The 23,635-nt window shown below is 51.2% G+C and carries 14 protein-coding genes; 12 read left to right on the top strand and 2 right to left on the bottom strand.

What is annotated here, in order from left to right; genetic code table 11:
• The first annotated feature begins 56 nt into the window (after positions 1-56).
• The 10 genes from bcsD (at position 57) to ACO0LG_RS22060 (ending at position 19,591) form a co-directional block, all read left to right on the top strand.
• Positions 57-548 carry a cellulose biosynthesis protein BcsD gene (bcsD, locus tag ACO0LG_RS22105; RefSeq protein ID WP_423029715.1) on the top strand — a complete coding sequence of 164 codons (492 nt, stop codon included), beginning with the start codon at positions 57-59 and terminating at the stop codon, positions 546-548.
• A gap of 41 nt (positions 549-589) precedes the next feature.
• Positions 590-1,402: a cellulose biosynthesis protein BcsP gene (gene bcsP / locus ACO0LG_RS22100; RefSeq protein WP_423029714.1), complete on the top strand. Its 813-nt coding sequence runs from the start codon at positions 590-592 to the stop codon at positions 1,400-1,402.
• Positions 1,399-2,166 (top strand): cellulose biosynthesis protein BcsQ, encoded by a 768-nt coding sequence (gene bcsQ, locus ACO0LG_RS22095; RefSeq protein ID WP_423029713.1) that lies wholly within the window; start codon positions 1,399-1,401, stop codon positions 2,164-2,166. The genes bcsP and bcsQ overlap by 4 nt, the downstream gene beginning before the upstream one ends.
• Positions 2,167-6,723, top strand: coding sequence for a UDP-forming cellulose synthase catalytic subunit (gene bcsA / locus ACO0LG_RS22090; protein WP_423029712.1), 4,557 nt, complete (start codon positions 2,167-2,169; stop codon positions 6,721-6,723).
• A gap of 157 nt (positions 6,724-6,880) precedes the next feature.
• Positions 6,881-11,521: a cellulose synthase subunit BcsC-related outer membrane protein gene (locus ACO0LG_RS22085; RefSeq protein ID WP_423029711.1), complete on the top strand. Its 4,641-nt coding sequence runs from the start codon at positions 6,881-6,883 to the stop codon at positions 11,519-11,521.
• A 243-nt stretch (positions 11,522-11,764) separates the two neighbouring features.
• Positions 11,765-16,531 carry a cellulose synthase subunit BcsC-related outer membrane protein gene (locus tag ACO0LG_RS22080; RefSeq protein ID WP_423029710.1) on the top strand — a complete coding sequence of 1,589 codons (4,767 nt, stop codon included), beginning with the start codon at positions 11,765-11,767 and terminating at the stop codon, positions 16,529-16,531.
• A 23-nt stretch (positions 16,532-16,554) separates the two neighbouring features.
• The gene (locus ACO0LG_RS22075; protein WP_423029709.1) at positions 16,555-16,986 is read left to right on the top strand and encodes a tetratricopeptide repeat protein; all 432 of its coding nucleotides are present in this window, start codon (positions 16,555-16,557) and stop codon (positions 16,984-16,986) included.
• Between the two features lie 400 nt (positions 16,987-17,386).
• The gene (aroG, locus tag ACO0LG_RS22070; protein WP_423029708.1) at positions 17,387-18,448 is read left to right on the top strand and encodes a 3-deoxy-7-phosphoheptulonate synthase AroG; all 1,062 of its coding nucleotides are present in this window, start codon (positions 17,387-17,389) and stop codon (positions 18,446-18,448) included.
• 247 nt (positions 18,449-18,695) lie between these two features.
• Complete coding sequence (locus ACO0LG_RS22065) at positions 18,696-19,142, top strand: hypothetical protein (RefSeq protein WP_423029707.1); 447 nt, start codon at positions 18,696-18,698, stop codon at positions 19,140-19,142.
• Positions 19,143-19,201: 59 nt separating this feature from the next.
• Entirely contained in the window at positions 19,202-19,591 is a 390-nt protein-coding gene (locus ACO0LG_RS22060; protein WP_423029706.1) for a hypothetical protein, read from the top strand.
• Between the two features lie 36 nt (positions 19,592-19,627).
• Here ACO0LG_RS22060 and ACO0LG_RS22055 read toward each other — a convergent pair whose 3' ends face one another.
• Positions 19,628-20,266 (bottom strand): retropepsin-like aspartic protease family protein, encoded by a 639-nt coding sequence (locus ACO0LG_RS22055; protein ID WP_423029705.1) that lies wholly within the window; start codon positions 20,264-20,266, stop codon positions 19,628-19,630.
• Positions 20,267-20,284: 18 nt separating this feature from the next.
• Positions 20,285-20,770 (bottom strand): YajQ family cyclic di-GMP-binding protein, encoded by a 486-nt coding sequence (locus tag ACO0LG_RS22050; RefSeq protein ID WP_186957195.1) that lies wholly within the window; start codon positions 20,768-20,770, stop codon positions 20,285-20,287.
• Between the two features lie 88 nt (positions 20,771-20,858).
• Here ACO0LG_RS22050 and murB point away from each other — a divergent pair, with 88 nt between their 5' ends.
• Positions 20,859-21,887: a UDP-N-acetylmuramate dehydrogenase gene (gene murB, locus ACO0LG_RS22045; protein WP_423029704.1), complete on the top strand. Its 1,029-nt coding sequence runs from the start codon at positions 20,859-20,861 to the stop codon at positions 21,885-21,887.
• 76 nt (positions 21,888-21,963) lie between these two features.
• Positions 21,964-23,493, top strand: a complete 1,530-nt coding sequence (locus ACO0LG_RS22040) for a C13 family peptidase (protein WP_423029703.1) — start codon at positions 21,964-21,966, stop codon at positions 23,491-23,493.
• Positions 23,494-23,635: the final 142 nt, after the last annotated feature.

Here is a 23,635-nt window from a genome sequence, read left to right as displayed (position 1 = left end):
TTTGCGTGTCACGATAGTAGCCATAGAGAAAAAGTTAACGCAAAGGTGTAATTAGCATGTCGACAAATACTATTCGTTATTACGAAGAACAGCAGTGTTCAATCCAGTGGAGATCTTTCCTGGGAGCATTTGCTGCTGAATTCGCCTCCAAAGGTGAACCTGGCGATTTGCGCGCATTCATGCACCAGTTGGGCCGCAACATGGCAGCAGAGTTTCATGTCAATGATGGCAGTAGTCTGCAAGCCTTGGAAGCATGCATGAACAAGGTGTGGTCAGAAATGAATTGGGGCTGGGTAGAGTTGGTAGAAGAAGCGGATGCCCTGGTAGTCGCTCATCATGCTTCACCGCTTAAAGTAGCGTTTGGCGAACATGCACTCGACTGGACCCCCGCTTTGCTTGAAGGCGTTTATGCCCAATGGTTTGATGGCCTTGGCATGGATAAGTCTTTGCGCCTGACCCAGCGTGCTGGCGTTTTTGAAGATGGACAATTATTTGTATTTGATTTGAAGAAGCAGTCAGAAGAACCGTCTTATTTTACACGTCGTTAATTTGATCGTGACGCTGCAAGTAACCGGAACTGGTGGACATTATGGACGATGACGTAAAAAATCTTTTTCAGAAATTTGGGCAGACAACAGATGCTTATCGCGAAATCAATCGCGACGCTGATAGTGAGCAAGCGAAAAAGCGCTGGCCTTTATTGCGCGACGTGCATTTGCACTCTGGGCCTGCACCGGTGCGTGTGGCTCAGCATCGTGAAGAAGAATTGGCAGCACCAGTTCAGATGAATGATAGTTCATTCCGTAGTTCTGCAGTCAAAGCAACGATGACCAAGTCAGCTGCTGTCAAAACCAGTCCTTTACAAGCTGCATCTGAGGTTCATGTGAGTGTCAAGCACAACTCGCAATTGCCCTTAAAGCAAATGCTGATGCAAAAAGCTGAAGTTGCAGAGCAAGAATCTGAGGCAGAAACAGCCCCCCCATTTTTATCCCGCATATTGCCAGCATCACCAAAGCCAAGCGTAGCGAATCAAAAAGAATCTGCGGGCAGTGGTTTGTTTTCCAGCAGGGCGCAAGCTAACCCAGCGCGAGAAGCCGAGACGCCAGCCCATGTACCCGGCGTCGCATCCGTGACAAGTGTGCGCAAGTCATTAAGCGCCTCTTCTGTGGCCCCTTCTGCAACGTTTATCCATAATATACCTGCAGCGCATGCCATGCCTACAGCGCAGACACAAACGCAGACGCAAGCTGAAGCACTATGCAATCAAAGCGTGAAGACCAAACCTGCCACCAAGGACCATCCCGTTAGTGCAGTCTTCGGTCGGCTGGCTGGCAAGCAGGAAGAAGCCAGGCCAGCCGATGCAGGTAGCAATTCATTCTTTAAAAAAATATTTAAACCATGAGGGTAGTTGCCGTCATTTCTCCCAAGGGTGGGGTAGGTAAGACTACCGTCACTGCCAACCTGGCGACATCCCTGGCTCGTCTTGGTTCCCGCATCACCATACTGGACCTAGATCCGCAAAACGCACTCAGATTGCATTTTGGCATGGCACATGACGACGCCAGCGGCATTGCACAGCAAGATACGATGGACAATGGCTGGACCGATGTCCTGTTTGAAAGCGCCTATGGTGTTGATTTCCTGCCGTATGGCAGTGTCGATGAAAATCAGCGTGCGGTTTTTGAACAAGAGATCAAGGCCAATCCTAAATGGTTGATACAAAGGCTTGCTTCTCTGAATCTGGCTGAGAACAGCCTGGTTCTGATTGATACGCCGCCTGGTCCCAGCATTTATTTGCAGCAGGTGCTACACGCTGCAAATTACGCATTGGTAGTGTTGAAACCGGATGCAGCTTCCTATTCAACGATTCCATCCATAGAATCCTTGATTGACTATTACTGTGCCGACCGCAAGGGATTTCTCGGTTACTGTTATTTGCTAAATCAGATGGATGCGTCCAAGCAACTGAGCCGTGATGTGTTCGGCATGTTGCGCAGCAGTCTGGGTAAACGCTTCATTCCAGTGACCATCCATAAGGATGAGGCGGTCAGCGAAGCGCTGGCTTGCCAGACGCCGGTATCGTATTACTCCCAGCATTGTTCTGCTACTCATGACATGCAAGAGCTGACGGCCTGGCTGCAAACGAATTTCAGATTGGTTGATTAAATGCGCTCGATACTTAACTCCCGATATCTCTACGGTCGCCTCAACGACCTGGGGCGTGCCATGGTCAACTGGCCAGGTTGGGAGCGCAAGACGCCGCGTTTTCTGGCCTTGATGATAGCGGTGTTTTTGTACTGGACCAGTATCAGCATCCCGCTGGACTTGCCGCTGCAAACACTGTTTTCAATTATCATTTTTAGTACTGCGCTGTATCTGCGCCGGTATACCGGTACGCTGATTTCTCTGGTGATGGTGATGTTCTCCATCAGTGCCACTAGCCGCTATATCTATTGGCGTATCACTTACACCATAGGCACAGACAATCTGATCGACCTGTTTTTTGCACTCGTGCTGATCATGGCTGAGGTGTATGCCTGGCTGGTGCTGTTGCTCGGGTACTTGCAAACTGCCTGGCCCTTGAAACGCAAGCCTGTCATGATGCCGCCAGATACCTCGACCTGGCCCACCATTGATCTGTTCATCCCCAGCTATAACGAAGACCTGGCTGTGGTTAAGCCTACCGTGCTGGCGGCTATGGGCATAGACTGGCCCAAGGATAAACTCAATATCATTATCCTCGACGATGGCCGTCGTCCTGCCTTTGCCGAATTCGCCGCCTCAGTCGGCGTGCAATGTTTTACCCGTGCGGATAATAATCATGCGAAAGCCGGCAATATCAATGCTGCCCTGAAACGCACGACCGGCGATTTCGTCGCGATCTTCGATTGCGATCACATGCCGACGCGTTCGTTTTTGCAATATACGATGGGCTGGTTCCTGGTTGATCCCAAGCTGGCCATGGTACAGACACCCCATCATTTTCTATCGCCAGATCCGTTTGAGCGTAATTTGCAAACTTTCCGCAATGTGCCAAATGAAGGCGAATTGTTTTATGGCCTGATACAGGACGGTAATGATCTGTGGAATGCGACTTTCTTTTGCGGTTCTTGCGCCATCCTGCGCCGCACCTACCTCGAAGAAGTCGGCGGCATTGCGGTTGAGACCGTGACAGAAGATGCACATACCGCATTGAAAATGCAACGCCTTGGTTACAACACTGCCTATCTGGCCTTGCCGCAGGCCGCAGGATTGGCGACCGAGAGTCTGTCCGCTCACGTTGGTCAGCGTATACGCTGGGCGCGTGGCATGGCACAGATTTTCCGGACTGATAATCCTTTGCTCGGTAAGGGGCTGAGTTTTGGTCAGCGGCTTTGTTATAGCAATGCCATGCTCCATTTCTTTTATGGTTTACCGCGCATGGTGTTTTTGCTGGCACCGTTGTCTTACCTGTTTTTTGAAGTGCATATCATCAAGGCCTCGGCCTTGTCGATTGCGGCGTATTCTTTGCCCCATCTCTTGCATGCCAACCTGACCAACTCCCGTATACAGGGCGCGCACCGGCATTCCTTCTGGGCAGAGGTATATGAAGCGACACTGGCCTGGTATATCTTCCGCCCGACACTGGTGGCGCTGATCAATCCAAAACTCGGTAAGTTCAACGTGACTGCCAAAGGTGGTCTGGTCGAGCAGGAGCATTTTGACTGGTCGATTTCCAAGCCTTACCTGATTATGCTGGGCATGAATGTGCTGGGATTTTTTGTCGGTATTGGCCGTGCATTGTGGTGGAATACCTACGAGATGGATACCGTTATTCTGAATATGTTGTGGACAATCTATAACCTGGTCATCTTGGGCGCAACACTGGCTGTCGCTACAGAGTCTAAGCAAGTAAGACGTACTCACAGGGTCAGGGCAGTATTGAATGCCACCCTGCGTTTGAGCAATGGCCACTCTATAGTTTGCCGTACTGAAGATTTTTCCATGGGTGGTATGTCTTTCCGTGTTCCTGAAGGTTTTCAGATGCACAAGGATGAAGATTTGATGATTTCCCTGTATGGTACTAACGGGGAGTCCGTATTCCCTGCCAAGACAGTGTTCTTCAAGGACAATCTGCTCAGTGTGCAATTCGCGCCGCTCGATTTGCAGCAGGAAATGGATTTGATTAATTGCACCATAGGCCGCGCCGACGTCTGGCTCAGCTGGTCAAATGACAGGGACATCGACCATCCGTTGAATGGTTTGAAAGAAATCGCATACCACAGCATGCGCGGATTCAGCAGGTTTGGTAGCAGCATGAAGCAATATGTAGTGGAAAGAACAGGGCATATGAATAAAATAAATGAGGCGTCCATCGTGAAAAACATCGTGACTAGTGTTCGGGCTAAATTATCGCGCAAAGGCAGTAGCACGGCTCTGGCCATACTTTGTGGCGTAACAGCGGTAGCACACCATGAAGATGTGTTGGCCAAGTCCAAACATGCCAGCGCAAGCGCAAGTGCGGCAGCTACTGCCCAGCCTGCCGTCGCTGAAAAAATTGCGCTGGAAGACTTGCAGCCAACCTCAGTGATCGGTGGACAAAAAACCTATAACATCAGCCTCAAGGACATGATAGGCGTCAGCTCCAGTGTTGAATTGCGTGGCACCGAGGGCGAGCGTTCCTTCCCTTTCACCGTACGCAGCGACGAAGTGATTACAGCTGCCAAGGTCAAATATGGCATTGCCTATTCACCTGCTTTATTGCCTGACCTGTCGCATATACAGGTGTTGGTTAACAACGAACTGGTCAGCGTAGTTCCTTTGCCGAGAGAGACCTCCAAAGGCATCGTACGTGAAGATGTGATAGATCCACGTTTTTTTGCTGACTTCAATCAACTCAGTTTTAAACTCATCGGCCATTACACCAGGGATTGTGAAGACCCTTATCACTCCAGCCTGTGGGCCAAGCTCAGCCACACCACCAATCTGGAACTCACGGTTTCCCCGCTCACCCTGGCAAATGACCTGGGTATGTTGCCAGCGCCTTTCTTTGACAGGCGTGATAACAAATTGCTGGAACTGCCTTTCATCCTGCCTGCAACTCCCTCACTGGAGGTCTTGCGTAATGCGGGTGTAGTTGCTTCATGGTTTGGTCATCTGTCCTCTTATCGTGGTGCGCGCTTCCCTATCGAAGCCAATACCCTGCCACGCGGTAATGCCGTGTTGTTCGCCACCGCCAATGAAGCACCGGCAGGCATTACTTTACCTGCAATTTCAGGTCCGACTTTGGCCATCATGGCTAATCCTTCAAATCCCAAAGCCAAGTTGTTGCTGGTGTTGGGACGCGATGTCAATGAACTCAAGATTGCCGTACAAGCCTTGACCATGGGGCAGATGGCCATGTCTGGCGAATCTGCCGTGATCAAGAACCTCAAAGAAATCGATCCACGCAAAGCCTACGATGCGCCAAAATGGCTGCCTACTGACAGACCAGTCAAGTTTGGTGAGCTGGCTGCGCCACCAGCACTGAAAGTCAATGGCCTGACACCAGACCTGATACGTGTGAATCTACGCGTTGCACCTGACTTGTTCACATGGCAAAAAGAAGGCGTGCCTATCGATTTGCGTTACCGTTTCACGCCGCGTCCTACCGTTGATAAATCAACTCTGAACATAGGCATCAATGATGAGTTTGTGCGTTCTTTGCCTTTGTCTGGTGGTCAGGTAGATAAAGGCAAGATCAAGGAATCGGTCATGCTGTTCTTCAAGGATGGCCAGCGTTATGCTCAGGATGAAATCCAGGTGCCGACTTTCCGCATCGGCGCAGAGAACCAGTTGCAATTCCATTTCTTTTACGATTACCCAAAACAAGGGGCATGTAAAGATGTGTATCTGGACAATGTGCGCTCTGCCATAGATCCAGATTCGACGATCGATTTCTCGAACATGCCACACTATGCTGCCATGCCTAACCTGGCATATATGGCAAATGCTGGCTTCCCGTTCACACGCATGGCAGACTTGGCGCAAACAGCCATCGTCATGCCAGACCGCCCAAATGCACAAGAGATGGAATTGTTCCTCAATGTCATGGGCCGCATGGGTGAGTCTACAGGTTATCCGGTACTGAACAGTACCCTGATCCGTAGCGCTGACGTTGAAAAACATAGTGATAAAGACTTCCTGCTGTTAGGTGCAAGCGGTAATTTGCCTTTGCTCAAGCAATGGTCAAAATACATGCCCATGAGCATGGATGAAAACGGCAACCGTCTGCAATTGCCTACAGGTTTCCTGCGTCTCGTGACACGCTGGGCTGGCCGCGATCTCGATACCATGGAACGCCATGCCGGTGAAATGCTGGCCAAGACTGGCAATGCTTTTGGTGCCATGATGCAGTTTGAATCACCATTGTCCAGCGGCCATAGCGTGATTGTCATGACCTCTGGTGACTCGGCCAGCCTGGCTGACCTGACCGCGGGTTTGAACAAGGCTGATCTGCGTAGCAAATTCCAGGGTGATCTGGTGCTCATCAAGGGCGACCGTATCGCCAATGCACAAATAGGTGAAACCTATTACTCAGGCAGTTTGCCATGGTGGACCTGGCTCAAATGGCATTTATCTACCCAGCCTTTCATCATGATTATTTTCCTGATGCTGGCTTCGCTGATTGCTGCAACCATGTTGTTCCGCTTCTTGCGCAAGAAAGCAGCATCCCGTCTGGCGCTGGAAGATAAAAAGAAATAATTGAATTGGATTAAGTTGGGCAGCGTGCTACCTGAAGCGTAAAATAACTGGATAGCGCTGCCCATTTCCTTGATTTAAAACCTGACACAGTGCTGATTCTCTGAGGTGACGATAAACAAGCTGACTCACAGAAAAAAGCGATCATTAGGGGAAGTAAATGGTCTTCAAGAAGAAAGCGATAGTATTTGCGCTTTTGACAGTTTTTTTTGAGAGCGAAACTGCGTTCGCGCAATCAGCTTTGACACAGCAATTGAAAGAGCAGGCGCAGTTCTGGCAACAACGTGGCCGTGACGACAATGCGGCAGATATCTGGCGCAAGCTGTTGAAGGTCGATGCCAATAATATCGACGCGCTGATGGCCTTGTCCATACTCGAAGCCAAAGCGGGCAATCCCGAGCAGGCCAAAACCTATTTTTCGCGCTTGCGTGGGACGCAAGCGAGTTCTGCGCAGATACGCAATGTTGAACAGGCTTTGCGCCAGGGTAGCAATGGTGGCGTGGGCCAGCTGGAAAACGCCCGCATGCTTGCCAAGCAGGGCGATACTGAAGCCGCAGTTGATGCCTACAAGCAGATAGGTGATCCTTCCAGGCTCAAAGGCGATGCAGCTTTCGAATACTTCCAGGTTCTCGGCGGCACCAAGAATGGTCATGCCGAAGCCCGCAAGGGATTGGAAAAACTGAGCAAGGAAAATCCAGGCAACAGCAAATACGCGCTCGCCTATGCCCAGGTACTGACTTACCGCGAGCCCAGCAGGGTAGAGGGTATGGCGTTGCTCGAAGGTCTGGGCAGCAGACCCGATGTCGGCAAACAAGCGACAGAATCCTGGCGTCAAGCATTGAGCTGGATGGGCATGAAACCTGAAAATGCCAAATACTTCAACCACTATCTTGAGAAGCATCCAGACGACCAACTCATCAGGGACAGGATGGCGGGTTTGTCCAAATCTGTCGTGGCACCTGCGGTACCTCCTACCGTGCCTACTGTTGCTTCTGCGGCAGCTATAGCTGCTCCGCTTGCTCATGTAGTCAAACCGAGCGAAAGCAAGACTGTAGAGAAAATAGAGAAAATAGAGAAAATAGAGAAAATAGAGAAAATAGAGAAAATAGAGAAAATAGAGAAAATAGAGAAAGCAGAGAAAATAGAGAAAGCAGAGAAAATAGAGAAAGCTGAAAAAGCTGCACCAAAACCCAAACCGGTCGCAGAAAATCCCATAGAGAAAAGCCGTATCGCTGGTTTCAAGGCGCTTGAAGACAATCAAATCGAAGCTGCTGAGGCAGAGTTCCAGGGGTTGATCAAAAACTATCCCAAAAATCCCATAGGCTATGGCGGCATGGGCCTGGTCAAAATGCGCCAGGAAGAATTCATCGAGGCCCGCAGCTTCTTGCACAAGGCAGTCGATTATTCTCCAGCGCAATCCAAGGATCAATGGAAGCAAGCTTCTGATGATGCAAGTTACTGGGCGACTGTAGCCGAGGCCAGGAATGCTTTTGAAGATGGTGACAGCACCAAAGGTATCGATTTCCTGCGCAAGGCCATCGCCCATAATGGCAAGGAACCTGCCGGTATCTTGCAGCTCGCTGATGCCTTGCAGGCAGAAAATGATTTAAAGGGCGCCGAAGAAAATTACCGCCGCGTCCTGGATGCAGACAAAACCAATATCCGCGCACTTGATGGTGTGATTGGTGTACTGGTTTTGCAAAAACGTATTGCTGATCTGGAAGCCTTGAGCAGCATCATGTTGCCACGCCACCTGGCCATCATCGCCAACCTGAAGTCAGAAGATTTGTCGAGCAAGGCCAAGGCGGCTGAAGCAGCGGGTGACATCAACACAGCACAAAAAATGCTGGAAGATGCCATCATGATCAAGCCAGACAATGCCTGGCTGCGCATGGCACTCGCCAGGATTTACTTGAAGCGCGAGATGCCAGGACAAGCTCGCGCCCTGATCGAGGCAATGACCAATATCGAAGCGCCAGACCCTGAAGCGCTGTATGTCAGCGCCTTGCTCAGCGAAATGCAGCAACTCTGGTGGGAAGCCCTGAATACGCTGGAAAGAGTACCCACAGCTTCACGCAAGAAAGAAATGGTAGATCTGCAAAAACGCCTGTGGATCAGAGTGCAAATAGACCGCATCACTTTGCTGGCCAAACGCGGCAATACAGGCCTTGCGAGTGAGATATTGACACAGGTAGAGCAGGTTGCCGGCAACGATATGGAATTCACCGGCACCATGGCGAATCTGTATATACAGCTGGGAAACAAGGAACGTGGTTACGCCATGTTGCGCGATGCCGTGCAAAATACCCCTAAACCGGCAGCAGGTTTACTGTTGCAATATGCTGGCACGCTGATGCAGGCAAACCAGGAAGGTGAGCTCGAAGCTGTCATGCGCCGGGTAGCTGCCATGCCCAATCTGCAAGAGGCAGAGATTACTGCTTTCACGCAATTGCAAAGAGTATTGGCCATGCGTTATGCCGAGCGTGCGCGTGAGGCGGGCGATTATGCAACGGCCTATGCCTACATACAGCCCATGTTGATTACCACACCTGATGACGAGATGCTGCTGCTGACGCTGGCCCGTATTTATACGGCATCAGGCGATAGCGTATCGGCACGGGAATTGTATGTCAAGGTATTGCAAAGTGATCCACAAAACCCTGAAGTCTTGCAGGGCCTGGTTTATGCCGCAATGGAAGCACGCGATCTCGACAGTGCAGAAAAATACCTCAGTGTATTGCTGCGCCAGGAACCTGATAATCCGCGTTACCTGGCACTGGCAGGCAATGTCGCCAGGGCGCAAGGAAATAATAGCCGCGCCCTCAGTTATTTCAAAAAAGCGCTGGCACTCGAACAGGCACAAAAAACCGTGGTCGGCTCAGGCCCGAATGGTCTGCGTCTGGTGGATACAGCACCAGCCAGCACGGTCAATGATTTCAAGGTCAACCCTTTTGCTGACCGCAAATCTGGTGCGCCCGCTAACGCTCAACAACCACAGCTAAGAACAGTAGCGCCGACATCGGCACCAGTATCAGGGGCAGCACCTGCACCAGCACCAGGGCCACTCCTGAAAGAAGCCCCATCCAGTAACTTTACCGGCGGTATATTTGCGCCAGTCGGCAAGCCATTGACCACACCAGCGGCACCTGGCGGTGTCCCATTGAATAATGTAGCGCCTGGCAGCACACTACCCAAAACTATCCCAAGTTTGCCGAGCTTGCCTCCAGCTCCAAAAGCTCAGCCTGCTCCAGCCAGTACCCCTGCGGGATCTGCACCCCCACCTGCCAATACCTTACAACCCAAGATGCCAACGGCAGTCGGTGCGCCACCAGAGCCGAACCGTGGCAGGCCAGATACTTATAGCAATGGCGCGACCATGCAAAGCCCTTATCCTGAAGGGCAAACCATGCTGGCGCAATACACGCCAGCTACACCCTATGTGCCACCGAAAACCAGCTACACGGCAGCAGTGCCAGTGCCGCAGCAATATGTCGTTGCTAATAGCAACAGCAGCAAGGTTAGGCCAGCAAAGGCAGCGAACGTAAGCGCAGAAGAAGCGGCGTTATTAAAAGAAATAGAGTCGATCAACGAACTCAAGCGCACAGAAGTATCGGTCGAAGTCGCGACCAGAGCGCGCAGTGGAGAGAAAGGCCTGTCCGCGTTGACAGATGTAGAAATCCCGATAGAAGCCCGTATCAACACCCTAGGCCTGGGTCAGTTCGGTCTCAAGATCATCCCAGTGGTTGCCGATGCTGGCACGCTGTATCTGAACGACCCCGCTGTTTCAGGGCAGTTTGGCCGCAATGCCATCGTAGTAGAACGCGCCAGATACGCCAAAGTCCCGTTCACCACCATCGCCCGCCAGCAAGGCTTATCGAATGTAGCCACACTCGATGAAGAAGCCAAAGGTGTCGCCCTCAACCTCAGCTACGAAATAGCCGGTGTCAGAGCAGACATAGGCTCCAGCCCCATAGGCTTCCCCGTACAAAATGTAGTCGGTGGCCTGCGCTGGAGTGGCAGTGATGATGGCGCCAGCCTCGGCATAGAAATTGCCAGACGCTCCGTGACAGACAGCTACCTCTCCTATGCAGGTGCCAAAGACAGCCTCTACGGACTCACCTGGGGTGGCATCACCCGCACCGGCGTCAAGATCGACACCTCCTATGATGGCGAAGATGGCGGTGTCTATGCCAGCCTTGGCTACTACGGCCTCACAGGTAAAAACGTCGCCAGGAATACCGAAGCAGAAGTTGGTGTCGGCACCTACTGGCGCGCCTACAAAACCAACGACTTCAGCTTCACCACCGGGCTAGGCCTCACCTCCTTCTTCTACCAGAAAAACCTGCGCTACTTCACTTACGGGCATGGCGGCTACTTCAGCCCCAAATCCTATGTCGCGCTCGGTATTCCGCTGGAGATAGCAGGACGCAAAGGCAAGTTCTCCTACCAGCTCGCCACTTCACTCGGTGTCCAGCACTTCCGAGAACTGCCGGCTTTGTATTATCCAAACTCAGCAGCAGACCAGGCCGAGCTCGAACAATTTGCTGCGGCCAACCCGACGATCAACATCCAGACCAGCTACCCTGGCCAGACCAGAACAGCGTTTGCGTTCAAAGTGGGAGGAGCAGCAGAATACCAGCTGACGCCCCATTTATTCCTTGGTGGCAAGATCAGTGCAGACAACTCAGGAGATTTCAATGACACCTCGGCAGCCTTATACCTGCGCTACAGCTTTGAGCCGCGCAAGGCACCGGTGACGTTCCCGCCTGTCGCTCCAAAGGCGTATTACCAGGGTAATTGAGTCAGGCTAATCAGACTTAAATTGCGCAATGCAAGGAAACCGCTCAAATCTTTCTGGTTTGAGCGGTTTTTTTTATTGGATTTACAATAGATTTACAATTCCTGCCACACATGGACTTCCTATTTATGCTGGCTTACTTCAAAATGCAGGTGAAGTGAGTGTTTGTAGAATGTTTGTAAAGTGTTTATCTATAAGTATTGGCAGACGATGCCCTCACTAGCGAAGAAGTTAAAGGGGACATGAATGACATTTAAGAAGAAAGCGCTGGTACTGGCGCTTTTGACGGCATATCTGGAAAGCGGGACAGCTCTCGCGAATACCCCTTTGACGCAACAATTGAAAGAGCAGGCGCAATTCTGGGCACAGCGTGGCAAGGATGAAAACGCTGCCGATGCCTGGCGCAAGGTCTTGAAACTGGAACCGTCCAATGCCGATGCCTTGCTGGCGCTGGTCTTATTTGAAGCCAAGGCAGGCAATACTGCACAGGCAAAATCCTATTATTCCAAACTGCGGGGTTCGCAAGCCACGATCACGCAATTGCGCACGGCTGAAAATGCCGTTCTGCAAGGCGGTAGCGGCAGTGGTGGCCAACTCGAAGAAGCACGCAAGCTCGCCAAACAGGGCGACGCTGACAGCGCGGTCGAAGCTTACAAGCAAATGGGCGACCCTTCCAAGCTCAAGGGCGATGCTGCTTTCGAATATTTCCAGGTATTGGCTGGTACCAAGGCAGGCTATCCTGATGCCAAGCGTGGCCTGGAAAAACTGCAAAAAGAAAATCCTGGCAATACCCGCTATGCACTGGCCTATGCCCAGGTCCTGACTTACCGTGAACCTACGCGCCTTGAAGGTATGGCAGCGCTGGAGCAATTGACTGTCAAGGCTGATGTTGGCAAGCAGGCCGGGGATTCCTGGCGTCAGGCTTTGAGCTGGATGGGTGTCAAGAATGACAATGCCAAACACTTCCGCCGCTATCTTGATAAGTTCCCGAATGACCAAGTCATCAGCGAGCGACTTGCCAGTCTGAGTCATCCGGCAGCGCCAGCAGTGCCAGAAGAAAAATCCAACCCTGCCAAAGTCATGGCGGCTGCCAAGCAAAGTACGGCAGTGCAGGCCGCGGCTGAAAGCAAGCAAAAAATAGAAACGGCACCAAAACCTGAAGTGGTCGCCAGGGCAGAGCCAAAAAACAGCAATAAGCCAGAAGCCCAGTCAAAATCAAACGGTGACGCGCCAGAAAAAGCACGTACTGCGGCTTTCAAGGCACTGGATGACAATGATCTCAAAACAGCGGAAGCAGCTTTCCAAGCGCTGATCAAATCGCATCCCAAAGATTCAGCCGGGTATGGTGGCATGGGCCTGGTAAAAATGCGCCAGGACGAATTTATCGAGTCGCGCACGCTCTTGCAAAAAGCGGTGGAATTGTCGCCATCGAATCGCAAGGATCAATGGAAGCCAGCTTATGACCGCGCCAATTACTGGAGCATGATCGCAGATGCGCGTAGCGCATTTGAAGACAGCAATAGCAGCAAGGGTATCGCTTTATTGCGCAAGGCTGTGGAGATGGACCCCAAGGAAGCAGTCGGCATATTGCAGCTTGGTGATGCCTTGCTGGCAGAAAATGATGTAGTCGGTGCCGAGGCAAATTTCCGTCTGGTCTTGCGTGACGATAAAAAGAACCAGGGTGCACTTGATAGCCTCATAGGTTTGCTGGCACTGCAAAAGCGCATCAAGGATCTGGAAGAGCTCAGCGCCTACATGTCGCCGCGGCAGATGACGGTGTTGTCTGAATTGAAGGCAGCACAGCTATGGGACAAAGCCAAGGCGGCTGAAGCAGCGGGTAATATCGCCGTCGCGCAAGCCAACCTCGAAGATGCGGTGCTGATCACGCCGGACAATCCCTGGTTGCGTATGGCCCTGGCAAAAATCTACCTGGGGCAGAATGCACCGGGTGCAGCACGCGCCCTGATGGATGCGATTGCCAATGTAGAAAATCCCCAGGCTGAAGCGCTGTATGCTAGCGCCTTATTAAGCGCCATGCAGCAATTATGGTGGGAAGGTTTAATCACGCTGGAGCGCCTGCCCGCCGCCGCCAGAAAACCTGAAATGTTCGAGCTGCAAAAGCGTCTCTGGACTAGAGTGCAGGTTGATCGCCTCAATGTCTTTGTCAATCGAGGTGATACCGCAAGAGCGCGCGAACTGCTGGGTATTATAGAAAATACCACCGGCAATGATGCAGAATTTGTTGGCATCATCGCCGCTTTTCACATGAAAGTGGGCGACCCTGCGCATGGCCTGGCCCTGGTTAAACGTGCAGTAGAAGGTACACCCAATCCCCAGGCAGGGTTGTTGCTGCAATATGGCATGGCTTTACTGCGCGCAAATCAGGAGGCAGAAGTGCTGGCCATCATGCGCCGTGTCGCTGACATGCCCACGTTGACTGCGGAAGAAGTCACCGATTACAAAGACTTGCAACGCATAGTTTCGATGCGTTATTCCGAGCGCGCGCGTGAAGCGGGTGATTATGCCAGCGCCTTTAATTTTATCCAGCCGATGTTGGTGGCTGACCCTGAAGACAATTTGCTGTTGCTGGCTTTGGCACGCATTTATTCTTCAGCAGGTGATACTGATTCTGCCAAGGATTTATATCAACGCGTTTTGCAGTCGGAACCAGATAATCCTGAAGTCTTGCAAGGGTTGGTGTATGCCGCGATACAGGTCAAGGATTTTGATGTGGCTGCACAACACCTGGCAACGCTGATGCAACAGCAGCCATCCAATCCGCGCTTTATTTCCCTGGCCGGTAACCTCGCGCGTGCACGCGGTAATACTGGTAAGGCTCTGGAGTATTTCAGGCAGGCCCTGGCATTGGAACAGTCACAAAGACCAGGCACTGATATGGGGGCAAATGGCATACGCCTGGTCGCACAGGCGCAGCCAGCGAATGTCAGCGAATTCAGTGTCAATCCTTTTGCTGACCGCAGCGGCAGAACCCAGATGGTCGCAGCATCCTATGCAGCGCCTGCACCAGTCTCCGTTCCTGCACAGCAGCTAGTTGCACCTAATTCCAGGAGCGCGATTTTTGCTCCAGTAGGTGTGCCTTTGCAAACTGCGCAGCCACAGTATGCTCAACCCCAATATGCGCAGCCTCAATATGCGCAGCCTCAATATGCACAGGCACCTCAGCCTGTGCAAGCAGCGCCGCAGTATGTGATACCACAATTGCCAGCTTCTACCATGGCGGCGGCACAAAATCGTGCAGCCAATCCGGTAATGGCTGTGACTGCTCCAGCACCCATGCCCGGTATCCCGCAATTGCCCGCTACTGCCTTGAATAACAGGGTACCGGCACCAGTATCGGTACCTGCACCGCAGCAGGCTTATGCTGGCAATGTTATTCCAGCGGTAGTGCAGGGTGGCTCCAGCGGTAATGTCAGCACGGCGACAGGTGCAGCAACGGTATATCAGATTCCACCAGCTACTCTGACACGCAGCCCATTGACACAATCGACACAAGCTGCGCCAGTACAAACTAATCCACTGCAAAATCAGGCAGCACTCAAAAATAATGATGTAAACGGTAGTGCTGCTAATGTACCTGCACTGGTGACACCTTATGTGCCACCCAAAGCCAGTTATTCCGCCGCGCCCGTGCCTGTGCCGCAGCAATATGCAGCGGCTGGCAACGACGCCTACGCTGCTGCTCCAGCTAACCTGGCCCAGACCAGCAAAGCGAAGCCAGTCAAGGGCGCGAACGTAAGCGCAGAAGAAGCGGCGTTATTAAAAGAAATAGAGTCGATCAACGAACTCAAGCGCACAGAAGTATCGGTCGAAGTCGCGACCAGAGCGCGCAGTGGAGAGAAAGGCCTGTCCGCGTTGACAGATGTAGAAATCCCGATAGAAGCCCGTATCAACACCCTAGGCCTGGGTCAGTTCGGTCTCAAGATCATCCCAGTGGTTGCCGATGCTGGCACGCTGTATCTGAACGACCCCGCTGTTTCAGGGCAGTTTGGCCGCAATGCCATCGTAGTAGAACGCGCCAGATACGCCAAAGTCCCGTTCACCACCATCGCCCGCCAGCAAGGCTTATCGAATGTAGCCACACTCGATGAAGAAGCCAAAGGTGTCGCCCTCAACCTCAGCTACGAAATAGCCGGTGTCAGAGCAGACATAGGCTCCAGCCCCATAGGCTTCCCCGTACAAAATGTAGTCGGTGGCCTGCGCTGGAGTGGCAGTGATGATGGCGCCAGCCTCGGCATAGAAATTGCCAGACGCTCCGTGACAGACAGCTACCTCTCCTATGCAGGTGCCAAAGACAGCCTCTACGGACTCACCTGGGGTGGCATCACCCGCACCGGCGTCAAGATCGACACCTCCTATGATGGCGAAGATGGCGGTGTCTATGCCAGCCTTGGCTACTACGGCCTCACAGGTAAAAACGTCGCCAGGAATACCGAAGCAGAAGTTGGTGTCGGCACCTACTGGCGCGCCTACAAAACCAACGACTTCAGCTTCACCACCGGGCTAGGCCTCACCTCCTTCTTCTACCAGAAAAACCTGCGCTACTTCACTTACGGGCATGGCGGCTACTTCAGCCCCAAATCCTATGTCGCGCTCGGTATTCCGCTGGAGATAGCAGGACGCAAAGGCAAGTTCTCCTACCAGCTCGCCACTTCACTCGGTGTCCAGCACTTCCGAGAACTGCCGGCTTTGTATTATCCAAACTCAGCAGCAGACCAGGCCGAGCTCGAACAATTTGCTGCGGCCAACCCGACGATCAACATCCAGACCAGCTACCCTGGCCAGACCAGAACAGCGTTTGCGTTCAAAGTGGGAGGAGCAGCAGAATACCAGCTGACGCCCCATTTATTCCTTGGTGGCAAGATCAGTGCAGACAACTCAGGAGATTTCAATGACACCTCGGCAGCCTTATACCTGCGCTACAGCTTTGAGCCGCGCAAGGCACCGGTGACATTCCCGCCTGTCGCTCCAAAGGCGTATTACCAGGGTAATTAAGTATTTTTTGAAAGCAAGAGATCATGAAAGTCGTGGCACACCATATTCAATCACTCTTTACAGGCTTGTTGGCCTTGAGCTTTGTTGCAAACGTATATGCACAAGACCCAAACGCAGAGGGCCGCAATTTCCTCGCAGAAGGAAATAATAGCGCTGCCAGTAAAAAATTTGCAGAAGCTGCCAAGATCAATCCGTTTGATGCTTCGGCTCTTAATAATCAGGCAGTTGCCCTGGCCGCGCAAGGCGATAATGAAAAAGCGCTCAACCTGCTGGAGCGGGCAAACCGCCTGGCTCCCAACCGTGCCGATATCACCGCCAACCTCAATGAATTGCGTAACTGGATGAACCGCAATACGCCACAAGTGGCCGCCGTACAGAGAAAGGGGCCGGTGCCTGGTGCTTATCCCAATCAGGGGGATATTCCACCGGAGCCCCCACCTTTGTGGAAAAAATGAATAAGCTTATTTCCTGAACATTCTTGCAAATTGCTGAATTCTGAGGCACTATGATTTTAAATCACCCGTCCAGGCGGGTAAAATCATGTAAAAACAATAATTGAGCTGAATACCTACGCAAATATTGATATGAAACACATTGCTTTCTTTTTCTTCTTTTATTTTAGCTATTCCAAGCCAAGGGCGGTGGAAAGACGGTAAGCACTCGAAGAAAAAGAGCCAAACCAAAATTCTAAAAAACCGCCCGATCAGGCGGTTTTTTTTTGCCCTTGCACTTATTACCAGTAAATTGCATACAGGCCAGGAAAAAATTGAACCATATTTATCCGTAATTATCTTTACCAATCAGAATTTGACTACATTTATACCTATTATTTTTTAAGAATTCTCAGGAGAAAACATGCAACGCACCGATGATTTACGCATACGCGAAATGAAGGAACTGGTTCCACCCTCACATCTGATACGTGAGTTTGCCTGTTCCGAAAAAGCGTCGGAAACCGCAGCCAATGCCCGCACCGCGCTGCATCGCATCCTGCATGGACAGGATGACAGATTGATGGTCGTGATCGGCCCGTGCTCCATCCACGACACCAAAGCCGCAATGGAATATGCACAGCGCCTGGCAGAAGAACGCCCGCGCTTTGCCGGCGAACTGGAAATCATCATGCGCGTCTATTTTGAAAAGCCGCGCACCACGGTAGGGTGGAAAGGTCTCATCAATGATCCTTACCTCGATAACAGCTTCCGCATCAATGATGGTTTGCGCATTGCCCGTGAACTGCTGCTGAATATCAACGAACTTGGCCTGCCTGCCGGTACTGAATACCTGGACGTGATCAGCCCGCAATACATCGCTGATCTGATTAGTTGGGGCGCGATTGGTGCCCGCACGACAGAATCGCAAGTCCACAGGGAACTGGCATCTGGCCTGTCTTGCCCGGTAGGTTTCAAGAATGGTACAGACGGTAATGTCAAAATCGCCGTTGATGCGATCAAGGCTTCTTCCCAGCCGCATCATTTTTTATCTGTCACCAAGGGCGGCCATTCTGCCATCGTATCGACCAATGGTAATGAAGATTGCCACATCATTTTGCGTGGCGGCAAAACCCCTAACTATGATGCCGCCAGTGTTGATGCCGCCTGCAAGGACATCGCCAGCAGCGGCCTTGCTTCACGCCTGATGATAGATGCATCGCACGCTAACAGCTCAAAAAACCCCGCCAATCAAATCCCGGTTTGTGCTGACATAGGTAAACAAATTGCAGACGGTGACACCCGCATTGTCGGCGTCATGATCGAATCTCATCTGGTTGCAGGTCGTCAGGACCTGGTGCCAGGCAAAGAACTGGTCTATGGTCAGTCAGTAACAGATGGCTGCATCGATTGGGAGTCAAGCATCAAGGTGCTGGAAGGTTTGGGAGAGTCTGTTAAACAAAGGCGCTTGAAGCAGGCTTATTGACAGGATTAAATTCATTGCGAAATGGAAGCATGTTATTACGCTGTCATTCTTGGCGGATAAAATAGATACCAAGAGTCGGATGAATAATTAAAAATATTTTTTTGCCAGTCGCTTATTGACGTGATTTTGCGCAAGGAACCTGGTTTCTTTCTCTTGTCATCGTTGTGTCCTTTACGGATATGCTGCACAATGACGCCCGTTTTATACCTTTCAATTTCATCAAGTTGTATTTAAATAGGATTATCAAATGTTGCAAGTAAAAAAAATCGCCCTGGCGTCTTCTATGTTGGCATTGGCCGTTAGTCTGGTTGGTTGTGCAGGTGTTGAGACAAGTAAGTACGCGTACACTCCTGGACTGCAAGTAAATCAAATTTCGAAGAGTAGTGATTGCTACGATGCTTCAGTTTTGCTTGGCAAAGATTTGAGCACGTCAAAAGCAATCGCCAAGAAAGTATTGACTGGCGTGAATGCAACAGTTGAATCTGATGCCAACAATACGATCAAGGCGCAGAGAAACCGTAGTATCGGTCTGGTTGTTGGTGGCGGCGGCGAAGAATTGTTTCTGAATTTGAAGAACGTTTCTGCCGAAAATACCTTTATTACGATCACGACAAAAACAGGTTTTGTCGGTGGTGCAGGTCAAAAAGCCTGGTCTTGCCAGATCGCGACTGAATTGGTGAAAATGGCAAACTAATTGCCGTTAAAACTTCCCCATCGTGACTTGATCGTCATGATGGGTATCCTGGGAAATTTATGATTTACTTTTCTTCGTCACAGTTACGTACCGTAGTTATTGTTTTTTCGATGCTAGCTTTTACTGGGTGTGCAACCACAACGAAAGTTGAAACTGTCGGTGCCCAAAGGCTTGCGCTCGAGAATACCTGCAAAGTAGAAATCCTGGAAAAATCAGCATTACCACCAAGTGCCATAACCATCGGCAAACTTGAGACACACATCAAAGGCAATATCTTCTTTGGTGGCGTAGTACGCACAAATGATGAAGGCTATAAAGAGTTGCGCACAAAAGTGTGCGCACTTGGTGGAAATGCAGTTGTCGTCGATGATTTGATCGAGTCGTCCGCTGCTGAAATGCGCCATATACATATCTGGGCGCGTGCACTCCTTATTCCTAAGGCGCAATGAGTTTAATCAATTTCAAACACTGAAATAAGGTCAAGCTCAATACCGTTTAGTCAACGTCATCTGATCGCCTTCACGTCGCATTTCCATGCGGTTCAGGAAAGACATACCCAGCAAGGGTGTGGACAGGCCTTGTTCTATGATGGACGCTTCGACTTGGTACAATTCCACATCACCAATTTTGACTGTATCCAGTTTGACCAGATAAGTGGGCACTACGCCGCCTGCAGTACTTGCACTACCTGGCCTGCCTTGCCTGTAATTAATGCCTAGCCTGACTGCATCTGTTGCTGGCAAGGCGATCAGGCTGGCACCTGTGTCCACCAGCATAGTGATGCTGACACCATTGATCATTGCTGGTGCCATGAAATGGCCGCGATCACCTGCCTTCAATACAACGCTGCTACCACTGCTTGGTGCAGAACGATGCACAGTTTGCCCCATGGTCAGTAACTTGCGCTTGCCATTGATCATGACAGTGGCTGACTCACGGTCGGCGTCAATGAGCTTGGCGTCGCTGGCAATATTGCTACCGACGTTGTAAGTTTTTGGTGGCGCACCATCTACTACCAATATCGCTTTGCCCGGAAATAAACCGACCACGCCAATGTCAGTGGCATGCGCCACAGCAACACAGCCTAGCAGGCACACGGTACTTAAAAGTTTCAGTTTTTTCACAGGCAGGCGCATGCTGGTTCAGTCGCGGAAGTTGTTGAATTCCAGAGGCAGGTCTTTGATTTCCTTGCGCAGCATTGCCATGGCAGCTTGCAGGTCATCACGCTTGGTACCCGTCACGCGCACGGCGTCGCCCTGTATGCTGCCCTGTACTTTCAGTTTGCTGTCTTTGATCGCTTTGACAATTTTCTTGGCATCTTCGGTTTCTATGCCGTTTTTAACCTTGATGCCTTGCTTGACTTTGTCACCACCGATTTTTTCTATCTTGCCCATGTCGAGAAAGCGCACATCCACATTGCGCTTGGCCAGGGTCATCGTCAATTCCAGGCGAACCTGGTCGAGATGGAATTCTGAATCGCCATAAATAGTCAGTTCACGGTCTTTTTGTTCCACTTTGGCGCTGCTGCCTTTGAGGTCGAAGCGATTGGTGACTACCTTATTGGTCTGGTCTATGGCATTCTTGACATCAACCATATTGGCTTCAGAGACTGTATCGAAAGAGGGCATCTTGCTTCCTTGCTTAAAATAATGAATTAAACGTCATTTTAGCAAATGCAGGCAGGCATGAGAGAGCAAAGGCTATAATTTGGGTCATATGACGAATTTACTCACATTTTCAGCAGATTATTCTCTGCAAAACCTCAATACCTTTGGTATCGCCGCCCGCGCCAACAAGTTTTTACGTATAGAGCAACTGGCGCAATTGCAAGCCATCTTTGCTGATGGCCAGCTAAGAACCTTACCGCGCCTGATACTGGGGGGCGGCAGCAACCTCGTGTTGTCTGATTACGTCAATGCGCTGGTCTTGCAGATGTGCATGAAGGGCAGGGAGATTCTGTCTGAAGACGACAGCTACGTCTATGTGCAGGCCGCCGCAGGCGAGAACTGGCACGAATTTGTGCTCTGGACACTGGAACAAGGCTTGGGTGGGTTGGAAAACCTGTCTCTGATACCAGGCACGGTAGGTGCGGCACCCATACAGAATATAGGTGCGTATGGAATCGAAATCCAGGAAGTTTTTACCAGCCTGAGTGCCTTCGATTTTGTCACAGGCCAGTTGGTGGAAATCGACAAGGCTGCATGCCGTTTGGCCTATCGCGATAGTATTTTCAAACAGGAATATAAAGACCGCATGGTCATACTCAGTGTGCGCTTTGCCTTGCCCAAGCGCTGGCAAGCAAAGCTTGGCTATGCCGATGTCGCGCAATATTTAAGCCAGCACCAGATTGCCGAGCCCAGCGCCAAGGATATCAGTGAGGCTGTCATCGCCATACGCCAGGCAAAATTGCCCGATCCAGCCCAGATAGGTAATGCAGGCAGTTTTTTCAAAAACCCGATTGTCCCCGCGAGTTTGCGCGACAGATTGCTGGCTGCTTACCCTGGACTGGTCAGCTACCAGCAAGATAGTGGTGACTACAAGCTGGCTGCTGGCTGGCTGATTGATCAGTGTGGCTGGAAGGGCAGGCAGTTGGGCAAGGCTGGCGTCTATGAAAAACAGGCACTGGTACTGGTCAATCATGGCGGTGCCAGCGGGGCAGAGGTAAGGGCACTGGCACAGGCAGTGCAGGCAGATGTGATGAGCAAGTTTGGCTTGCTGTTGGAAGTTGAACCGGTGTTTTTCTGACGCATTTATTCGTCGCTACAAGTTTTATTGCAAGGCTGTGAATATCATCTTCGAGTATTTTTTAACAGGTCATTGAATGACGGAATTTTTAACAGCAAATAGTGCGGCACACAGCTCTGAAACAAAGGTGGAAGTGCTGCCCCTGGTACCAGCCACAACATCCACGCAGGACTCAGGCGACAATCATGCTGCGGCCCTGCGCCGTTTGCTGGTAGAGGCCCTGCGCGTCAGTATTTGCTTAAAACCGAGGTGGCAGGGGCTGCCAGCGTCACCGTGGCTGATTGCGCTATTGATGTCGTTATACCTGGGCAGCCATATAGGTCTGCAGCGCCTCATGTTCGTTGGCGCGGCCCGGTTTTATTGGCAAGTTCTGGCTTCAGGCTGGTTGGAATTCGCTGCTCTTGCCTGGGGATGTTACTGCTTGCGGCCAGTGAGTATCCTAACGCCAGGAAACCATGCAACTTTTGACAGCAGAGCACCGGACGCGGCGCATCTTTTTGTGCTGGCACTTGCTCAAATGCTGGTATTGAATGTGGCCATCTGCGCTACCGGCGCTTTACTCATACATGTAGGTTGGTATGATCTGCCAAAATTATCCATGCGCATGCAATGGCTGGTCTATCTTGCACCACCTGCCGTAGTTTTGTTTATTCAGTGCTTGTTCTTCTGGCGCGCCAGCGACAGGCGCGTACTTGCCATATTGTCTGTCATCATCGCCATGGCAGTGGCTGATGGCTTGAGTATCAGCACAAATGCAACACAATTCTGGTTTCCAGTTCGGGAAAAGGCAGAAAAAAATGAGGAAGATACTGAGAGCAAGTCGCCCGAAATTACCCAGGAAATATTCGAGGAGCAAGCGCTTTTGCTGAACCAAAAACTCGAGGCACTGCAACCACACAGACCAGGCATCATCGACTTGTACAGCCTCAGTTTTGCACCTTATGGTGAAGAGAATGTCTTTTTGAATGAAACCAGCATGGTCACCCAAGTGATGGCCAAACGCTTTGATGCAGAAGGGCGCAGCCTGCAACTGGTCAATAATCCGGGAACCATGAATAGTCTGCCCTGGGCTACACCCCTGAATTTGCAGAGAGCCATACAGCAGATGGCAAAACGCATGGATGTCAATGAAGACATCCTGTTCCTGCACATGTCTTCACATGGTGCTAATGATGGCGAGTTATCCGCCGGGATGTGGCCGCTCAGCGTGAAGTCGGTTACGCCAGAAGACTTGAAAAAATGGCTGGATGAGGCAGGTATCAAATACCGTGTTATTTCGATTTCGGCCTGCTTTGCCGGTAACTGGGTAGCACCTTTGTCGGATGCGAAATCCCTGGTCATGACGGCTTCAGATGCTGATCATACTTCTTACGGTTGCGGCAGCAAATCCGACCTGACCTTCTTTGGCCGAGCCATGTATGACGAGCAGTTGCGTAACAATACACTGTCTTTTGAAGCCGCACATGCAGCAGCAAGACCCATCATCAAGCAGCGTGAAGAAGAGGCTGGCAAGAGTGACGGTTATTCCAATCCGCAAATTGCAGTTGGTGAAGAAATACGCGGGCGTCTGAAGTTACTGGAGCAGCGTTTGCAGGCGCGAAAATAGCGGAAGTGAATTTGATATCAGGCAGATGCAGTTGACGTGATCAGCATCAGGTCAAATGGGGCTGATTTCTACCCCGCTTGATGCTCAGTTTGAGTTTGCGCTAATGGAGGAAACCAGATCAAGACCGCAATCAGTCGCGGTC

This window comes from Undibacterium sp. Ji42W, assembly GCF_049340405.1.
Taxonomy (GTDB): domain Bacteria; phylum Pseudomonadota; class Gammaproteobacteria; order Burkholderiales; family Burkholderiaceae_D; genus Undibacterium.
The sequence above is the reverse complement of the archived record's forward strand: the minus strand, read 5'-3'. Positions and strand labels throughout refer to the sequence as shown.

Bases quoted from the DNA above. Each gene is read 5' to 3' on its own strand.
- ACO0LG_RS22065 (WP_423029707.1), top strand. From the start codon at position 18,696: ATGTTGCAAGTAAAAAAAATCGCCCTGGCGTCTTCTATGTTGGCATTG.
- ACO0LG_RS22085 (WP_423029711.1), top strand. From the start codon at position 6,881: ATGGTCTTCAAGAAGAAAGCGATAGTATTTGCGCTTTTGACAGTTTTT.
- bcsA (WP_423029712.1), top strand. From the start codon at position 2,167: ATGCGCTCGATACTTAACTCCCGATATCTCTACGGTCGCCTCAACGAC.
- bcsP (WP_423029714.1), top strand. From the start codon at position 590: ATGGACGATGACGTAAAAAATCTTTTTCAGAAATTTGGGCAGACAACA.
- ACO0LG_RS22040 (WP_423029703.1), top strand. From the start codon at position 21,964: ATGACGGAATTTTTAACAGCAAATAGTGCGGCACACAGCTCTGAAACA.
- bcsD (WP_423029715.1), top strand. From the start codon at position 57: ATGTCGACAAATACTATTCGTTATTACGAAGAACAGCAGTGTTCAATC.
- bcsQ (WP_423029713.1), top strand. From the start codon at position 1,399: ATGAGGGTAGTTGCCGTCATTTCTCCCAAGGGTGGGGTAGGTAAGACT.
- ACO0LG_RS22060 (WP_423029706.1), top strand. From the start codon at position 19,202: ATGATTTACTTTTCTTCGTCACAGTTACGTACCGTAGTTATTGTTTTT.
- ACO0LG_RS22075 (WP_423029709.1), top strand. From the start codon at position 16,555: ATGAAAGTCGTGGCACACCATATTCAATCACTCTTTACAGGCTTGTTG.
- aroG (WP_423029708.1), top strand. From the start codon at position 17,387: ATGCAACGCACCGATGATTTACGCATACGCGAAATGAAGGAACTGGTT.
- murB (WP_423029704.1), top strand. From the start codon at position 20,859: ATGACGAATTTACTCACATTTTCAGCAGATTATTCTCTGCAAAACCTC.
- ACO0LG_RS22050 (WP_186957195.1), bottom strand. From the start codon at position 20,770: ATGCCCTCTTTCGATACAGTCTCTGAAGCCAATATGGTTGATGTCAAG.
- ACO0LG_RS22080 (WP_423029710.1), top strand. From the start codon at position 11,765: ATGACATTTAAGAAGAAAGCGCTGGTACTGGCGCTTTTGACGGCATAT.